The organism is Psychroserpens sp. AS72 (assembly GCF_038900375.1).
Lineage (GTDB): Bacteria > Bacteroidota > Bacteroidia > Flavobacteriales > Flavobacteriaceae > Psychroserpens.
The window spans coordinates 167117-183263 of record NZ_JBBMRC010000002.1; the positions used below are offsets into that span (position 1 = coordinate 167117).

16 protein-coding genes are annotated in these 16147 nt (G+C 32.2%); 7 read left to right on the forward strand and 9 right to left on the reverse strand.

The features are described 5' to 3' along the window. Positions 1–11: 11 nt before the first annotated feature. The 5 genes from WNY78_RS04285 to WNY78_RS04305 form a co-directional block, all read right to left on the reverse strand. Positions 12–893: a mechanosensitive ion channel domain-containing protein gene (locus WNY78_RS04285; RefSeq protein WP_342871952.1), complete on the reverse strand. Its 882-nt coding sequence runs from the start codon at positions 891–893 to the stop codon at positions 12–14. 2 nt (positions 894–895) lie between these two features. Next, positions 896–2209: an ABC transporter permease gene (locus tag WNY78_RS04290; protein WP_342871953.1), complete on the reverse strand. Its 1314-nt coding sequence runs from the start codon at positions 2207–2209 to the stop codon at positions 896–898. A 1-nt stretch (position 2210) separates the two neighbouring features. Beyond that, a complete protein-coding gene (locus WNY78_RS04295) occupies positions 2211–3137 on the reverse strand; it encodes an ABC transporter ATP-binding protein (RefSeq protein ID WP_342871954.1) in 927 nt (308 codons plus the stop codon). Between the two features lie 275 nt (positions 3138–3412). Next, entirely contained in the window at positions 3413–4528 is a 1116-nt protein-coding gene (gene dnaJ, locus WNY78_RS04300; RefSeq protein ID WP_342871955.1) for a molecular chaperone DnaJ, read from the reverse strand. 52 nt (positions 4529–4580) lie between these two features. Next, positions 4581–5126: a nucleotide exchange factor GrpE gene (locus tag WNY78_RS04305; RefSeq protein WP_342871956.1), complete on the reverse strand. Its 546-nt coding sequence runs from the start codon at positions 5124–5126 to the stop codon at positions 4581–4583. 157 nt (positions 5127–5283) lie between these two features. Between WNY78_RS04305 and WNY78_RS04310 the strand changes: the two genes are divergently transcribed. The 3 genes from WNY78_RS04310 to WNY78_RS04320 all read left to right on the forward strand — a co-directional run bounded on the left by WNY78_RS04310 (position 5284) and on the right by WNY78_RS04320 (position 8280). Next, positions 5284–5958 (forward strand): YceI family protein, encoded by a 675-nt coding sequence (locus WNY78_RS04310; protein WP_342871957.1) that lies wholly within the window; start codon positions 5284–5286, stop codon positions 5956–5958. A gap of 217 nt (positions 5959–6175) precedes the next feature. Continuing rightward, the gene (locus WNY78_RS04315) at positions 6176–7009 is read left to right on the forward strand and encodes an RluA family pseudouridine synthase (protein ID WP_342871958.1); all 834 of its coding nucleotides are present in this window, start codon (positions 6176–6178) and stop codon (positions 7007–7009) included. A 158-nt stretch (positions 7010–7167) separates the two neighbouring features. Continuing rightward, complete coding sequence (locus WNY78_RS04320) at positions 7168–8280, forward strand: polysaccharide lyase family 7 protein (protein WP_342871959.1); 1113 nt, start codon at positions 7168–7170, stop codon at positions 8278–8280. 100 nt (positions 8281–8380) lie between these two features. Here WNY78_RS04320 and WNY78_RS04325 read toward each other — a convergent pair whose 3' ends face one another. The 3 genes from WNY78_RS04325 to WNY78_RS04335 form a co-directional block, all read right to left on the reverse strand. Next, complete coding sequence (locus WNY78_RS04325; protein WP_342871960.1) at positions 8381–8779, reverse strand: CBS domain-containing protein; 399 nt, start codon at positions 8777–8779, stop codon at positions 8381–8383. Between the two features lie 39 nt (positions 8780–8818). After that, a complete protein-coding gene (locus WNY78_RS04330; RefSeq protein ID WP_342871961.1) occupies positions 8819–9550 on the reverse strand; it encodes an energy transducer TonB in 732 nt (243 codons plus the stop codon). A 446-nt stretch (positions 9551–9996) separates the two neighbouring features. Continuing rightward, the gene (locus WNY78_RS04335) at positions 9997–12150 is read right to left on the reverse strand and encodes a TonB-dependent receptor (protein ID WP_342871962.1); all 2154 of its coding nucleotides are present in this window, start codon (positions 12148–12150) and stop codon (positions 9997–9999) included. 158 nt (positions 12151–12308) lie between these two features. Here WNY78_RS04335 and WNY78_RS04340 point away from each other — a divergent pair, with 158 nt between their 5' ends. Next, complete coding sequence (locus WNY78_RS04340; RefSeq protein ID WP_342871963.1) at positions 12309–12989, forward strand: lysoplasmalogenase; 681 nt, start codon at positions 12309–12311, stop codon at positions 12987–12989. A 134-nt stretch (positions 12990–13123) separates the two neighbouring features. On the opposite strand, the gene WNY78_RS04345 is transcribed toward WNY78_RS04340, so the two are convergent. After that, positions 13124–14395, reverse strand: coding sequence for an NAD(P)/FAD-dependent oxidoreductase (locus WNY78_RS04345; protein ID WP_342871964.1), 1272 nt, complete (start codon positions 14393–14395; stop codon positions 13124–13126). A gap of 133 nt (positions 14396–14528) precedes the next feature. On the opposite strand from WNY78_RS04345, the gene WNY78_RS04350 reads away from it, so the two are divergent. Genes WNY78_RS04350 through WNY78_RS04360 form a run of 3 tightly spaced genes read left to right on the forward strand, consistent with a single transcriptional unit; the run spans position 14529 to position 16139 of the window. Beyond that, on the forward strand, positions 14529–15023 hold the full coding sequence (locus WNY78_RS04350; RefSeq protein ID WP_342871965.1) for an RNA polymerase sigma factor: 495 nt from the start codon (positions 14529–14531) through the stop codon (positions 15021–15023). 4 nt (positions 15024–15027) lie between these two features. Further along, positions 15028–15669 (forward strand): hypothetical protein, encoded by a 642-nt coding sequence (locus WNY78_RS04355; protein WP_342871966.1) that lies wholly within the window; start codon positions 15028–15030, stop codon positions 15667–15669. A 2-nt stretch (positions 15670–15671) separates the two neighbouring features. After that, a complete protein-coding gene (locus tag WNY78_RS04360) occupies positions 15672–16139 on the forward strand; it encodes a hypothetical protein (protein ID WP_342871967.1) in 468 nt (155 codons plus the stop codon). Positions 16140–16147 lie beyond the last annotated feature (8 nt).

Below are 16147 nucleotides of genomic sequence, written 5' to 3' on the forward strand. Positions count from 1 at the left end.
TTTTGAATGTATTATTTAGGTTTTTGAATAATATGTATATCTCTCTGCGGAAATGGGATAGACACGTTATTTTCTCTAAATAACTTATCAATCTCAAAACGTATATCACTCTTAGGAAATTGTGCTTTAAAACTATCTGCTAGCGTGAAAACTAATTTAAAATCTAACGAACTATCTCCAAAATTTGTAAAAACCACAGTTGGTTCTGGAGAACTTATCACATCAGGATGCGTTCTAGCTGCTTGTAACAACAATTTTTTAACCAACTGAACATCACTACCATAAGCTACTCCAACTTCAACATTTTCTCTTGTTGTGGATCCGTTTTGTGTCCAATTGTATAAACTATTTTCTAAATATAAATGATTAGGGATGACCAATACTTTATTATCTATAGTTACTGCTCTTGTAGTTCTTAATTTAATTTCTTCTACGCGACCAACTTTACCGTCAATTTCAATAATATCTCCAACATGAACAGATTGATCAATTAATATAAATACTCCAGAAATTATATCTTGAAATAAGGTTTGTAAGGCTAAACCAATACCAATCATCAATGCTGCAGAAGCTGCAAATACAGCTGTAACATTAATACCAACTGAATGTAAAGTCACTAATAAAATAACGAGATACACTAACCATCTAAAGTAGCCAAAAACAACATTGAACTTACTCTTATCTTCTGGTGGAAGTTTTCTGGTTATAAGCCTTAAAAATAGTCTTAATATAAGAGTGGTTATAAAAATTACAGTAATAACGATAACAACATCAAAAATGGAAATACTTATATCTTTACCAAGATCAACATGTTGACTCATGAAAGATTTTAAATTTACCCATGCTGAGCTTTCTGTAATTGAATCTTCTATATCAGATAAATCTTGAACCATTACTAATATTTAATCCATTTATATAATTCTTTGTAACTAGGCTTTTTACCATACATTAGTATACCTACTCTGTAAATTTTAGCAGCAAACCATACTGTAAAAACAAATGTACACACCAATATAGCAAACGATAAAACTTGTTGCCAAATAGGAACTCCAAATGGAATACGCATTAACATAACTACAGGTGACGTAAATGGAATAAACGAAAATACTGTAGATACAGTACCATGAGGATCTTCAATAACAGTAAAAATCCCAACATAAACCGCTAGAATTAATGGCATTAAAATAGGCATCATAAACTGTTGAGTGTCTGTTTCATTATCGACAGCTGCACCAACTGCAGCATATAATGAACTGTACAGTAAAAATCCTCCGATAAAAAAGAACATAAATGCAATAACCAAGTTAGCGATTGGTAGGTTAAAAAAGGACTGTAATCCTAATTGAATCTCATTAGCTATTTCAGGATTTTGCATAGCTTCAGTCATCATTTCTTGCTGTGGCGTTTGCAACTCTGATAAGTTAATACCAAGAATTGCTGAAGCTACGAGCATCAAAACACTTCCTAAAAGCACCCAAATTGCAAATTGAGTGATTCCTGCTAATGATGTTCCTATAATTTTACCCATCATCAATTGAATAGGTTTTACAGACGAAATAATAATTTCAATAATTCTACTAGTCTTTTCTTCGATGACACTTCGCATGATCATATTTCCGTAGATAATAATGAACATAAACAGCAAATAACCTGCTGCTCCTCCAAAAGCTAATTTTAAATAACTATCTATTTTAGATGTTTTTTCTCCTGTAAAGGTTTCTTGTGCAATTGTAATATTAGTTTCAGAAGCTTCTATTTGTTTAATATCTACTCCATTATTAAACAATTTAGTATCTGACAATTTCTTTTCTATTTTTTTCTCCAAACTAGTCATGATTCCTATTGAAGGTGACTCATCTGAGAAAAATTGAACTTCAGATATTATATTTAAAGTGTCATTACTTTTTTGAATGTAAAGCAATCCAAAATCTTCTTTGGCTTTGGTGAGTTCTTTTGCAGTTTCTAGATTGGTATCTGTTAAAATAGTATATGTGGTATGCTCTGTATTTACAAATTCGTCACTTAAAACTCCTGTTTCATCTAGTACAGCAATGGTACGATCTTTATCATTATTTAGTTGAGATAGGTAAGCTACAACTGCAAATAATGCAACCATGATTAATGGACTAACAAACGTCATGACAATAAACGACTTGTTCTTCACCTTAGTGATATACTCTCTTTTTATAATGAGTGGTAAATGGTTCATTTTAGTTGTTCTTTACAGTTTGAATAAAAATATCACTTGCACTTGGCACGACTTCTACAAAATGATGCACTTCTGCTTTTGATGTTAAAAAAGACAATAAGTCATTTGAAGTATCTGTCGCATTTAATTTAATGTTGAGTTTTACATCATCATTAAGGTTTCTAAATGTTGCAGGAAACGCTTCAAACTTTTCTTTTATAATTCTAGTAACGTCTTCAACATTATCTGTTTGCAAACCAACTTCAAACGTGTTGGTTTTAAATTGACGTTTAATATCTGTCAATTTACCATCTAGTACTTTATTAGACTTATGAATTAAAGCAATGTGATCACAAAGCTCTTCTACCGACTCCATACGATGTGTTGAAAAAATTACAGTTGCACCTTCATCTCTAAGCTGAAGAATCTCATCTTTAATAAGATTTGCATTAATTGGATCAAAACCTGAAAATGGTTCGTCAAAAATTAATAGTTTAGGTTGATGCAAAACCGTTACAATAAATTGTATTTTTTGCGCCTGACCTTTACTAAGTTCTTGGATTTTTTTATTCCACCAATCACCAATTTCTAATTTATCAAACCAGTATTTTAAACGTTGTTTAGCTTCCGTTTTTGACAACCCTTTAAGTTGAGCAAGATATAAAGCTTGCTCACCAACTTTCATAGATTTGTATAGTCCTCGTTCTTCTGGTAGATAGCCAATATTTCTAATGTGTTCAGGTTTTAATGGTTCACCATCTAATAAAACACGACCAGTATCTGGCATTGTAATTTGGTTGATTATCCTAATAAGTGTTGTTTTTCCTGCGCCATTTGGACCTAACAAACCAAAAATACTTCCTTTTGGAACTGAAATAGATACATCGTTAAGCGCACGAAAGTCTCCGAAGTTTTTTGATACCGAATCAGCGACTAGTAGGTCATTCATATAAATTGATAAATTGGTTGAATTTAATAGCGGTAAAGATAAAAATGTTAACGAAGTAATGCACGCTTAATCACTTAAATTTTTAACTCTAAGAGTATTTTATTACAAAAAAACAAAAGCGTTAATCATCATATAATGTGACTTTTACATTAAAAAACAAAACCCACCCTTAAAACAAATTAAGGATGGGAAAAAATTGCTATGAAAAAGAAAAATTATCACTAATAGAAATTAGTGATAAATCAAATATAGTGTTTTTTATTAAAACTGTCTTCTTATGAAAACATATCTTTTACTTTTTCAAAAAACGATTTATCTGTACTTTCTGGTTTTGGGTCAAAGTGTTCATCATTTTTCATGCTTTCAAAAAATGCTTTTTGCTCTTTGTTTAATGTTTTAGGTGTCCAAACATTAACATGAACTAACAAATCTCCACTTCCGTAACCATTAATACTCGGAATTCCTTTACCACGTAAACGTAATATCTTACCAGATTGCACTCCTGCATCTACCTTAATTCTTACTTTTCCTGTAACGGTATCAATTTCAGTAGACGAACCAAGAACAGCATCTGGCAAGCTCACGTATAAATCATAATGTAGATTATCGCCTTCTCGCTTTAATGTTGCGTGTTCTTTTTCCTCTATAACGACTAATAAATCTCCAGATATTCCATTTCCTGGAGCTTCATTACCTTTTCCTGTAACTTTAAGTTGCATCGAATCTACAACACCTGCAGGTATTTTTACAGATACTGTTTCTTCTTGTACTTTTAATCCTTGTGCATCAGCATCAGCTGGTTTTTTGTCAATACTCTGTCCTGCTCCACCACATGTTGGACAAGCTGAGGCAGTTTGCATACGACCTAAAATAGTATTGGTCACTCTAGTCACTTGACCTTGACCATTACATGTTGAACAAGTTTTATAAGTTGTTCCTGGTGCTTGAACTTTACGTTTTACTTTTATTTTTTTCTCAACACCATTGGCAATTTCTTCCAAAGTTAAAGACACTCTAATTCTCAGGTTACTACCTTTAACACGTCTTTGGCCTCCACCAAAACCGCCTCCAAAGCCAGAGAAACCTCCTCCACCAAAGATATCACCAAACTGGCTGAATATGTCATCCATATTCATACCACCACCTCCTCCAAAGCCACCAGCACCATCAAAGGCTTGGTGACCAAATTGGTCGTAACGTGCTTTTTTGTCTGCATCACTTAAAACTTCATATGCTTCTGCAGCTTCTTTGAATTTTGCTTCTGCATCTGAATCATCTGGATTTTTATCTGGATGAAATTTAATTGCCATCTTACGATAAGCTTTCTTTACTTCTGAAGCAGATGCGCCTTTATTAATACCTAATACTTCGTAATAATCTCTTTTTGCCATACCTGTATGCTTAACCATTTCCGAAGAAATGATTTATAATTTTATTTTTTAATTATTGTCCGATTACAACTTTAGGAAAACGAATTACTTTTTCTCCAAGTTTATATCCTTTTTCAATAACATCAATAATTTTACCTTTTAAATCCTCTGTTGGTGCAGGGATTTGAGTAATCGCTTCGTGGTTATCTGCATTGAAAGCATCACCTTGACGCACATCAATTTTAGCTAAACCTTTTTTCTCTAAAGTTGATAACAATTTATTGTAGATCAACAAGACTCCCTTTCTTAATTCTTCGGCTTCTTTATCGTCTTCAATATGCATTAAAGCGCGCTCAAAATCATCAAGAACAGGCAATAAAGAGAGAATAACCTCTTCACTTGCTGTTGTAAACAAATCTATACGCTCTTTAGTTGTACGTTTTTTATAATTTTCAAATTCGGCAAAAAGACGCATAAACTTGTCTTTCTCTTTTGCTAAATCTTCTTTAAGCTGCTCTTCTACTGTTAATTCTTGGGTTTGAGATTCGTCAACAGTCTCATTTATATCGTCTTGAACTTGTGGTTCTTCTACAGTTTGATTTTTATCTTTTTTACTCATTTTTCTCAAAATTTTTAAATCTTTGATTTAGGATTTGCAAAAGTACTGCCATTATTATAAAAATGTCAAAATGTCATCATAATATTTTCTTCGGAATTGCAGATACACTAAGCAATGCGTATTTTTGTAGGAATTAAACACTAAAACAAAACGGAATATGAGAACGAAATTTTTAAAATTTTCAATGATTTTAGCAATAGCAATTGCTTTTACAAGTTGTAAAGACAAAGCTGCAGAAGCTAATACAAGTGATGCAGAAGCTGCTGCTATAAGTGAAAGTTCATCACAAAAATATATTGCAAATGTTGGAGAATCTTCTATTGCTTGGAAAGGTTTTAAACCAACAGGAACGCATAACGGAACTATTAATTTAGAAAGTGGAATCTTTAAAACAGACGACGGTAAATTACAAAGTGGAACGTTTTTAATTGACATGACGTCAATCACAGTTGCAGATCTTGAAGCTGGTGATGGAAAAGAAAATTTAGAAGCGCATTTAAAAGGAACTGTTGAAGGTAAAGAAAATCACTTTTTTGATACTACTAAATTTCCAAGTGCAGCTTTTGAAATTACTAGTACCGAAGCTTTAGCTGCAGGTAAAACTAGACTTTCTGGCAACTTGGCTATAAAAGGTCAAAAACACAACATCTCATTCCCTGTAACTATTACAAATACAGATGATATGATGACTATTGAAAGTGAAGCATTTACTATTGATAGAACAAAATGGGGAGTTAACTACGGATCAAAATCTGTTTTTGATGATCTTGGCGACAAGTTTGTAAATGACGAAATAGAATTAAAAATTGTAGTGAAAGCTAAAAAAGCATAGATTGATAGCTAACTAACCGTAACTTTATTGTTACACAATCTTGAAAAGCATTCACATTTGTGGATGCTTTTTTTTTGTGCGCTTCGATCCCAATAGCTATCGGAATTAAAACTTGAATGTATATCTAAAATTGTCGAACTTCGTTTGGTATTCAAATTGACATCCAAATAAAAATATTAAAAACATCAATACTACAGAAACTCATATCGTTCCTAAATTGCTTACTCCTATTCGACTACAAGAATATGGTGTAGGAATTTTTAAAGCTGCGATAACCAAATCTGCATTAAAAAAAGCACTAAAAAAACAATTCGTAACAGTTAATGATGTTATAGCATCTACTGCAACTTACATCAAAGGTGGAGAATGCATTAGTTTATCTATTTCCGAAGAATATATTCCGAAGAAAAAATTTATCCTTCAACTTAATGTATTATTTGAAGATGATTATTTAGCAGTGATTCATAAACCTGCTGGAATTGTGGTGAGTGGCAATAGATTTAAAACGATTACTAATGCTTTGGTTAGAAATATTAAAAAAAGCAAACATCCTGATGCTACAAAACCACAACCTGTTCACAGATTAGATTTTGCGACCACAGGAATTTTATTAGCTGGAAAAACAAGTAGTAGCATTCGTGCTTTGAATAAATTGTTTGAAGACAAAGCCATTGAAAAAACTTATTATGCTATTACTATTGGCAAAATGGATTCTCAAGGTGTTATTACTCATGATATTGATGACAAGCCATCACAGTCTCATTATAAAGTTTGTGACACTGTGTCTTCTAAACGATTTGGCACTCTTAATTTGATACAATTAGAACCTCAAACAGGACGACGACATCAATTACGAAAACATCTCTCACAGATTGGACACCCAATTTTAGGAGATAAAGATTACGGAATTCAACATCTCATCTTAAATGGAAAAGGAATGTATTTACATGCGTACTCATTAAAATTTGTGCATCCTTTTACAAATGAAGACTTGTTTATAAAAGATGAATTACCAAAGCGTTTCAGAAAAATTTTCTCTCAAATAGACTAAATAAACGTAGTTAACCAAAGTCACGACTTTATAAAACTCAGAGAATTTCATAAACTTGAATTTGTCATAAAAATAGTCGAACTTCGTCTCACTATAATTTTTCAGCATTAAAACTGACTCAATTTAAGCATCTCTTATATTCAATTAACAATAAAAATATGAATAAAAAAACCATCACATCACAAGCATTACCTTTAATCTTTGGTATGTTATTAATACTAAGTAGTTGTAATGATACAAAGACAAAAACGAATACGTCAACTTCAAATAGTACTGATTTAACAGACACTCAAAAACCTGTTTATGCAAGTGATGTCATTCCGTTTTTTGATGATTGGAAATTGATTTTAGGTGATGGCTCAAATGCTGGTATTGCAAATAATTTTGAGAACAAAGATTACTTTTATACAGTAAATGATGATAACAATGATTGGATTGTTTTTAAATCACCAAATGGTGGAGACACGCATGGTACTTCTAACAATACAAGAACAGAGTTGGCTCAAATAAAAAAATGGTATCCAGCAACTGCTGATGATAAATTAACCGCTACATTAAAAGTTATGAATGTATCTACAACTGGAGATGCTCGAGTTGCTGCATCTTACGCTGTAGTTGTTGGTCAAATTCACAGTGCTGATAAGCATGAAAACGAACCACTTAAAATATTCTACAAAAAATTTCCTGGTCATACTAAAGGTTCAGTTTTTTGGCATTATGAGATAAACACTGCAGGTGATGACAATTCTGGAAGATGGGATTTTTCTTCAGCTGTTTGGGGTAATGACTTTTCTGTTGTTGGTACAGATGAAAGTTCATATCCTGAAGAACCTAAAGATGGCATAGCATTGGGTGAAGCGTTTAGTTATGAAATCGTTGTTAAGGATGGTATTATGAATTTAAAATTTACAAGTGAAGGACATGACACTAAAACATTCACTAAAAACTTACTCAAATCTGAATATACTACAACCGCAGATATCCCTGAGCAAACACAAAAATTATTTGTACCAATTGGTCAGGATGGTGTTGAACGTGAAAATGCTTACACTGGAGAAGGTTGTTTTTTTAAGTTAGGTTGTTACAATCAAACTAACGGAAAATCGCCTGAAGTCAATAAAAATTGGTGTTCTGGAGCAGAAACACATGATGGTGATCTTAAAAAACAATATGCAGATGGAAACTATGCCGAAGTTTGGTTTAAAACCGCAAGTATAACTGTGAGTGAAGATGCTGTTTCAAATGAAGGCTATTTCACTAAAAATGATTAAGTAGGTCTCATTTTATTTTCAATAAAACAATTGACATCCTAGTGCATTACACTTTATTTATAGCACTCGAAACGTAAAACATTTAGGTTTAATGCTGATTTTATTCTAGGGAATATTCTGCAACTAATTTCACAAAATCTAAAGAACTAATCATTCCTTTTATTTCGCCTTCATCCATAACAACTATATGATGTACCTTATGTCTTAACATCATTTTGGCGGCTGATTGAGCGCTTGAGTCTACATGTACAACATGAACACTTGATGTAGTCATTACATCATTTAAAGTTGTGTTTTCATTCACATCTTTGCTTAAATCTGTAGCAGTAACAATACCACGAATTGTCATTTCATCGTTTTGTGCATCTTTAGAATATGACACAATTGGAATAGCATTAATTCCTTTGACCTTCATGACTGTTTTAATGTCTTGTACATTATCTTCACCTACTCCTGTAATTACTGGAGTTGACATAAAATCTTTTACTTGTATTCTCATAGACTAGTATTTTTGGTTAGTGATATTCTAAATAAATTTTTAATTTTTAAGAACAAAGTTGATAGGAATACTATAAGGAACATTTACAGGTCTACCACGTTGTTTACCAGGTATCATTTGAGGCAATAAGCCAATAATACGTTCTGCTTCTTCTTCTAATAATTTATCTGGACCTCTACTTTTAATTTTTGCTACATGTCCTGTATTATCAATTACGAATAACACAAACACCTTACCATATCTCCCCAATTCTAGGGCTTCTTCAGGATAATTGAAATTCTTTCTAACATGATTATTTATTGATTTTTTAAAACATGCCAACTGCTCTTCTTTGTCCATATTTTCGCAACCTGGAAATACTGGAATATTTTCAATGACAGAAAAAGGGACTTCAATATCTTCATCGACTTCTTCAACATCTACATCTTCTACTTTAACAATATCAGCGATAATATCTGTTTGATTAGTTTCACTACTTTCTATGATAGTTTCTTCAATTTCAACAATATCTTCAACAACTTTAATGTCCTCAGTAATTGCCGCTAAAGGAGGTGGTGGTGGAGGTGGTGGAGGCGTATTTATATTTATAATTTCTATATCTTCATCAATATAGTCATCAATATTTAGTTTCTCTACAACTAAATCCTCTGTTTTATATGTTTTATGCTCAAACAATAAGTACGTTGATAATAACATTAAATTTAAACCAATAGCAAAATATAAACTGCTGTTTCTACTCACATCTACCTCTGGGTTTTTCTTGACTTGCATAACTTAATTATTTATGATTTACTCTAAGTTATTTAATAACTGTCAATAAAAGAATGACAATTATCATGTAGATAATCATTGAACAGATAGTCAACTCTATCATTATTTATTGCGTATCGTTAAAAAAGTTAGACTTCATTTAAATCAACCAATAAATAATGATAAAATTCTTTAGTAAAATCAGACAAAAATGCTGTCTGAAAATAAGTTCAGTAAATATTTAATTTATACAATAGGAGAAATTACGCTTGTAGTTATCGGCATACTTATAGCTTTGCAAATCAAAAATTTAAATCAATTAAAACAAGATCAAAGTCAATTGAAGGCTTCACTTAAATTTGTAAAACAAAATCTGAAATAAGTTCGTCTAAAAAAGCAATCACCAACGGCACAAAACTGATTAATAAAATTGATAATTATTTAATTGAAAACAACACCCAACACTTTTACAAATTATCCAATTGATTATCACTACCATCCTCACTAATCGTCCAAAAGAAACCTACGAAGAAAAATTGATCTGCTGCTGGTTGTAAAGAGCGTCTCGCAAAATTACCATTAACATCTGGTGTGTTTGCATATTGGTAACCGTTGATGTTTTTAAATGCTAAGGCGTTATTTACAGAGAGGTATAAAATTTGTTGTGGCGAAATTAAATACGCCCAATTTAAACTCACACTATTGTAGCTTTTTGTCATATCTCCTAAAAACTCGCTCGTATTTGGATTTGTAAAAGGACGTCCAGAAGCAAAGGTGTAACTAAATCCTACTTGACTTTTCCAATCTTCTATCCAGTATTTAGCTACAGCGGAAAAGTTATGTGTATTTGCAAAGCTTGGCTGTGCTTGGGTAGGATAGTTTTGGTAATCACGTTCTGTGTCTAAATATGAGTAACTCAACCAATAATCTACGTTTTTAATACTTTTATTATCTCTCCAAAAGATGTCTAAACCTTGCGCAAAACCAGAACCTGAGTTATCAAAATTACTATCAAAACTTTCAAAATCGGTATCATATTTCACCAAGTTATCGTAATCTTTTCTGTAAAGTTCTGCACGAAATAAGCGTCCATCGTTTACAAATTGATAGTTCATGATATAATGATTGGTACTTTGTGATTTAATATCTTGATCAAATTTCAATGCATTACTAGTTGCATTTTGGTAAAAACTACCATAAGCAAGAGATAATTGTCCGTTAGTTGATGTTTTATAAGCTATAGAGGTTCTTGGAGCGATTTTAAATTCATTAGACAATTTATAGTTGTCTGCTCTCACTCCTACTTTAGCAGCGAATTTTTTGCTGAATATAATATCTGACTCGACAAAAAGCGCAGTATTATTACTCGTAAAGCCATAGTTTACAGGTGAGACGATTTCCGAAGAAAACCCTTCATCAAACTTAGTCGTAAAATGCTCTGCTCCAAAATAAAGTTTGAATCTGCTATTAAATCGTTTCTTAAATTTCAATTTGATATGTGCAGAATTCTCGTCATTTTTAATATCATTATCGTCAAACTCTAAATCGGTTTTTGCAATGGTATAACTCAATCCAGTGTTCATTGACCAACCTTTTCCTAAAACACCTTGATATGAGGTGTTAGCATAAAAATTCCTGTTGTTGAGTTTAACTCTAACACCTTCTGCAACATTGATATCCTCTTGAGTGATATCAAAATTAGATGTATCAAATGCTGCATAGAACTTAAGCATTCCATTATTAAATTTTTGACGAAAAACAGCTTCACCTTGAGCACCTTCATAAGGTTTATCCCAAGTATTACGATCTGGAAACAGTCCATTATAAGGTGCCAAATTTATATATGACGCATTGACACTTACAGAGGTTTTATCCCATTTTTCGGTACGACCTAAAGCACCTCCAACGGTCATGATACCAATTTCGGTTTTTTCTTGATCAGGCTCGTCAATAGTATTTAGCAGTAAAACACTTGAGAGAGCGTTACCATATTCTGCTGAATAACCACCAGTAGAAAATGTGATACCATCAAAAAGAAAAGGCGAATAGCGACCACGTGTAGGCACATTATTTGGTGATGGAGAATATGGTGTAAATACACGAATGCCATCAATAAAAATTTGAGTTTCGTTAGCATCTCCTCCTCTAACAAAAAGTCGACCGTCTTCAGATACTGTGGAGGTTCCTGGTAATGTTTGTAATGCTCCAACAAAATCACCCAAAGCACTTGCTGTCGTTACAACATCTAATGGTTTTAGTACTGAAACCTTGGAGTTATCACTAGCTTCAAAAGTACCTGCAGAAATCACAACAGCATCTAAAGACTCCATATCTTCTCGTAAGATAATTTTAAGATCTTTAAATGTAGACACATCTGCAGTGATGGTTTTAGTTTCGTATGATAAAAATGAAACGGTTAAAATTTGTGTTCCGGTTTCTTCGGTTGTGAAAGTGAAATTTCCGTTTTCATCAGAGGTTGCTCCATCGTAAGTTCCGTCTAGATAGACGTTGGCACCAAAAACAGGTTGATTTTTCGTGTCGGTTACTTTTCCGGAGATTGTAATTTGCGCAAACGTCAATGATGAAATGAAGATTGCAATAAAAGTGATTAATTTTTGCATGGTTGATGATTTAAACTGTTCGTTTTTTTTTGCTGAAATGTGCTACAACAAATATTGATAGGTCAAAAATGCAACAGTTAGAGCGTTTTATAAATTTACAGTTACCCAATTGTCAAATATCATTACCGAAATGCATATTTTTGAGAAACCAATAGTTTATGCTTACATTTTCGGGAAAGAAATTTAGTGTTGTTTATAGTTTAATTGTTATTGCAGAGTTAATTACTGGCTCTTCAGAAAGCTTGATGTCATGGCATTACATTTTCAAACCTGCAATCGTTATATCACTATTGATTTTCTTTTTGCTGAAATGTAAAACGCTCAATAAAAAATTGAGATTGATTATAGCTTCTGCTCTTCTATTTTCTTTAGCGGGAGATATTCTCCTCATGTTTGTAAATCAATCTCCAAACTACTTCTTATTTGGCTTGGTTGCTTTTTTATTAGCCCATGTCATGTATGTGATTGCGTTTTTAAAACACAGAAACAAAAATTTAAATCCGTTAGGGTTTATTGCATTTTTAATTATTTATGCTGCAGGCTTGTTTTACCTTTTAAAAGACGGATTAAATGATATGCTTATTCCTGTCATTATTTATATGCTTGTTATTTTAAGTATGTCTACATCTGCTTTTTTACGAAAAGGAAATGTGCCAAAAATGAGTTACACATTGGTATTTTTAGGTGCGCTGTTTTTTATGATGTCTGACAGCATTTTAGCTTTAAATAAGTTTTATGAGCCATTAGCTTTCTCAAACATAAGCATTATGCTTACCTATGCTTTGGCACAATATTTAATTATCATTGGGATTTTGAAGTTAGACCAAGCTTCGCGTTAAGCCTGCCTGTCGGCATACAGGAATGGAAACGACATCCTTTTGTTTTTTTTACAAAAGATATAGTGTAGAGCCTGACCAACCAAAGCTTAAGCGAAGGTTGGGAAGCTGACTACCGTCAGGCAGGTGCGCAAAATCTACTTTTTAAAAGGTCTAATAATCAATCGTGCTGCTTTATCAAAATTGATGTAGTTATACGTCCAATTAAAAAAGACGATCACTCGATTTCTAAAACCAACAAGCGACATTAAATGGATAAACATCCAAATAAACCAAGCAAAGAAACCGCCAAACTTATAGTGTTTTAAATCCACCACAGCTTTGTTTCGACCAATTGTTGCCATAGAACCTTTATCATTATACACAAATGGTTTTAGTGTTTGCTTCTTAATTAATCGCAATAGATTTTTACCAAGAAGTTTGCCTTGTTGAATTGCAGGTTGGGCAACTTGCGGATGTCCTTTTGGATAATTCTCAGTACTCATAGAAGCGATATCGCCAAGGGCAAAAATATTGTCGTAGCCTTCAATTTGATTAAACCTATTTACTTTATAGCGATTTGCTTTGTCTATCATAGACTCAGCCTTAAGTCCTTTAATTGGAGCACCTGTTACACCTGCAGCCCAAATTAAAGTTTGTGTGTTCAGTTTTAAATCTGAATTGGTGGCAACAATTTTGCCATCATAATCTTTTACAATAGCATTAGTGTGCACATGAACTCCTAATTTTACTAGAAATTCTTCTGCTTTTTTTGAAGCATGTTCACTCATTGGAGGCAATACTCTAGTTGCGCCTTCTAGTAGGTGAATTTGCATATCGCTACTATTTAAATCATGATAATCTTTAGGGAGAATATGATTTTTGAGTTCGGCTATTGCTCCAGCCAGTTCAACACCTGTAGGTCCTCCTCCAACGATAACAAAATTTAAATAGGCTTCTCGGTCGCTTTTTGAACTTGCAATGGCTGCTTTTTCAAAATTTTGAAGAATTAAACTTCTAATGTTGAGTGCCTGCGGAATACTTTTCATTGGCATGCTATGCTCTTGAATTGCTTTATTACCAAAATAATTAGTTTTAGTTCCTGTAGCAATAACTAAATAATCAAAATGAAGCGTACCTATAGATGTAATGATTTCATTATTATTTGCATCGATATGCTCTACCTCAGCGAACCTAAAAAATGAATTTCTATGTTTTTTTATAATTTTTCTTAATGGGTAAGCAATAGAATCTGGTTCTAACCCAGAACTTGATACTTGATATAGTAATGGTTGAAATGTATGGTAGTTATGTTTGTCTATTAAAACAACTTGCAAGGCTTTGTTTGCTAGTGATTTTACCAAATTAACACCAGCAAAACCACCACCTATGATTACAATTCTCGGGAACTTTGATTGCGGAATATTCATGTAAAAATTCACTTAAAATGTGAGATTCAAAGATACAATTTATGCGAGTTAAAACCTTATTTTTGAATTAATGTTTAATCACCTGTAACATTTTAAATATTATTACTACTTATAGGTAACTAACTAATGACAATTGAATATAGAACTCGAAAATAATTTTGTAGAATTACTTGAGAAGCATCAAAATATTGTGCACAAAGTATGCAGATTATATACTAATAATCAAGATGCTCACAATGATTTGTTTCAAGAGATAACGATACAATTATGGAAAGCATATCCAAAATTTCGAGGAGATGCAAAGTTTAGTACTTGGATGTATCGTGTTGGGTTAAATACCGCTATTACGTTATACCGAAAGTCGAAACGCACCATCAAAACTCAAGAGTTTGAACGCGTTTCTTTTAAGATAAAAGCAGTAGAATATGATGATACAGAAGAACAGCAACTCAAATTATTATATCAAGCAGTACATCAATTAAATGATATTGAAAAGGCCTTAGTCTTTTTGTATTTAGAAGATAAAAAATATAATGAAATAAGCGAAACCCTTGGTATTAGTGAAGTTAATGCTCGTGTAAAAATGAATAGGGTGAAGAAAAAATTAAAAACAATACTTAATCCGTGATCTTATGGATGAATTAGAATTATTAAAAAAAGATTGGCAAGCAAACAGTTCGCAAGCTGATCAACAAGTATCAGCTGAAGCTATTTACCCGATGATGCAAAAAAAATCATCCTCAATTGTAAAAACACTTTTCTACATCAGTATTGCAGAATTAGTTTTCTGGATCATCCTAAATAGTTACCCTTATTTTGCTTCGGAAGCCTATCGTGCAGAATTAGTTGCCATGTATGGTGGTAACAACAATGTGCTTTTAGCTATAACGATTTTTAGTTACGTCATAATTTTAGGATTTGTCTATTTACTTTATAAAGCACATAAATCCATCTCTGTGACTGACAATGCAAAAAAACTGATGGAGACCATTTTAAAAACTAGAAAAGTCATTAAATACTATGTGATTTATAATTTAGTGGTCGCTTTTTTATCTATGTCCTTTGGCCTGTACTATTCTGTTTACAATAATCCAGAGATTTCCCAACAATTTGCAAAATTCTCTGACAAACAAATGTTTGTAGCAACCTTAATAATGATTCTGTTCACAGCATTATTTATTTTAGTTATTTGGGTGTTTTATCGTCTTATCTACGGAATTTTACTCAAAAGACTCAATAGAAACTATAAAGAACTTAAAAAGCTAGAAGTCTAATTATGAAACCTGTTACATTCCATATTGAAAATAAAGAAATCCAATTTGAAGTGAATTTGATGGGTCGTGAGACTTTAAAAATAGATGGACATCTTGTTTCAAAAAAATGGTCATTTCCAAATACAAAACATACATTTGTATTAGATGTTTATGGTAAAACAGAACCTTTTTACATACAAACCAAACAAGCATTTTCAACAGGAGCCATAACTGTACAATTGTTTCATAACAATGTGCTTATTGATGAAGGTCTCATTGAATTTGATTTTCCTTTAACAAACCATATCAGAAGTAAATCTAATAATGAGATGTTCACTACAGGTTTAATCTTTGTAGTTTTTTCTATGGTTTTTGGTTGGTCTAAATTTTTCTTATTTATTGGGTTGATTATTTTATTTAGTTCATTTTTTGAAGGGTCTAATAAAAAGGAAACCAATAAAGAATCTAGTTCGATACATCCTGATGAATAGCCAAATTA

Excerpts from the sequence above, each read along its gene's own strand:
- WNY78_RS04355 (WP_342871966.1), top strand. The coding sequence starts at position 15,028 with ATGGATGAATTAGAATTATTAAAAAAAGATTGGCAAGCAAACAGTTCG.
- WNY78_RS04345 (WP_342871964.1), bottom strand. The coding sequence starts at position 14,395 with ATGAATATTCCGCAATCAAAGTTCCCGAGAATTGTAATCATAGGTGGT.
- WNY78_RS04305 (WP_342871956.1), bottom strand. The coding sequence starts at position 5,126 with ATGAGTAAAAAAGATAAAAATCAAACTGTAGAAGAACCACAAGTTCAA.
- WNY78_RS04340 (WP_342871963.1), top strand. The coding sequence starts at position 12,309 with ATGCTTACATTTTCGGGAAAGAAATTTAGTGTTGTTTATAGTTTAATT.
- WNY78_RS04295 (WP_342871954.1), bottom strand. The coding sequence starts at position 3,137 with ATGAATGACCTACTAGTCGCTGATTCGGTATCAAAAAACTTCGGAGAC.
- WNY78_RS04285 (WP_342871952.1), bottom strand. The coding sequence starts at position 893 with ATGGTTCAAGATTTATCTGATATAGAAGATTCAATTACAGAAAGCTCA.
- WNY78_RS04335 (WP_342871962.1), bottom strand. The coding sequence starts at position 12,150 with ATGCAAAAATTAATCACTTTTATTGCAATCTTCATTTCATCATTGACG.
- WNY78_RS04310 (WP_342871957.1), top strand. The coding sequence starts at position 5,284 with ATGAGAACGAAATTTTTAAAATTTTCAATGATTTTAGCAATAGCAATT.
- WNY78_RS04330 (WP_342871961.1), bottom strand. The coding sequence starts at position 9,550 with ATGCAAGTCAAGAAAAACCCAGAGGTAGATGTGAGTAGAAACAGCAGT.
- WNY78_RS04290 (WP_342871953.1), bottom strand. The coding sequence starts at position 2,209 with ATGAACCATTTACCACTCATTATAAAAAGAGAGTATATCACTAAGGTG.
- WNY78_RS04325 (WP_342871960.1), bottom strand. The coding sequence starts at position 8,779 with ATGAGAATACAAGTAAAAGATTTTATGTCAACTCCAGTAATTACAGGA.
- WNY78_RS04320 (WP_342871959.1), top strand. The coding sequence starts at position 7,168 with ATGAATAAAAAAACCATCACATCACAAGCATTACCTTTAATCTTTGGT.
- dnaJ (WP_342871955.1), bottom strand. The coding sequence starts at position 4,528 with ATGGCAAAAAGAGATTATTACGAAGTATTAGGTATTAATAAAGGCGCA.
- WNY78_RS04360 (WP_342871967.1), top strand. The coding sequence starts at position 15,672 with ATGAAACCTGTTACATTCCATATTGAAAATAAAGAAATCCAATTTGAA.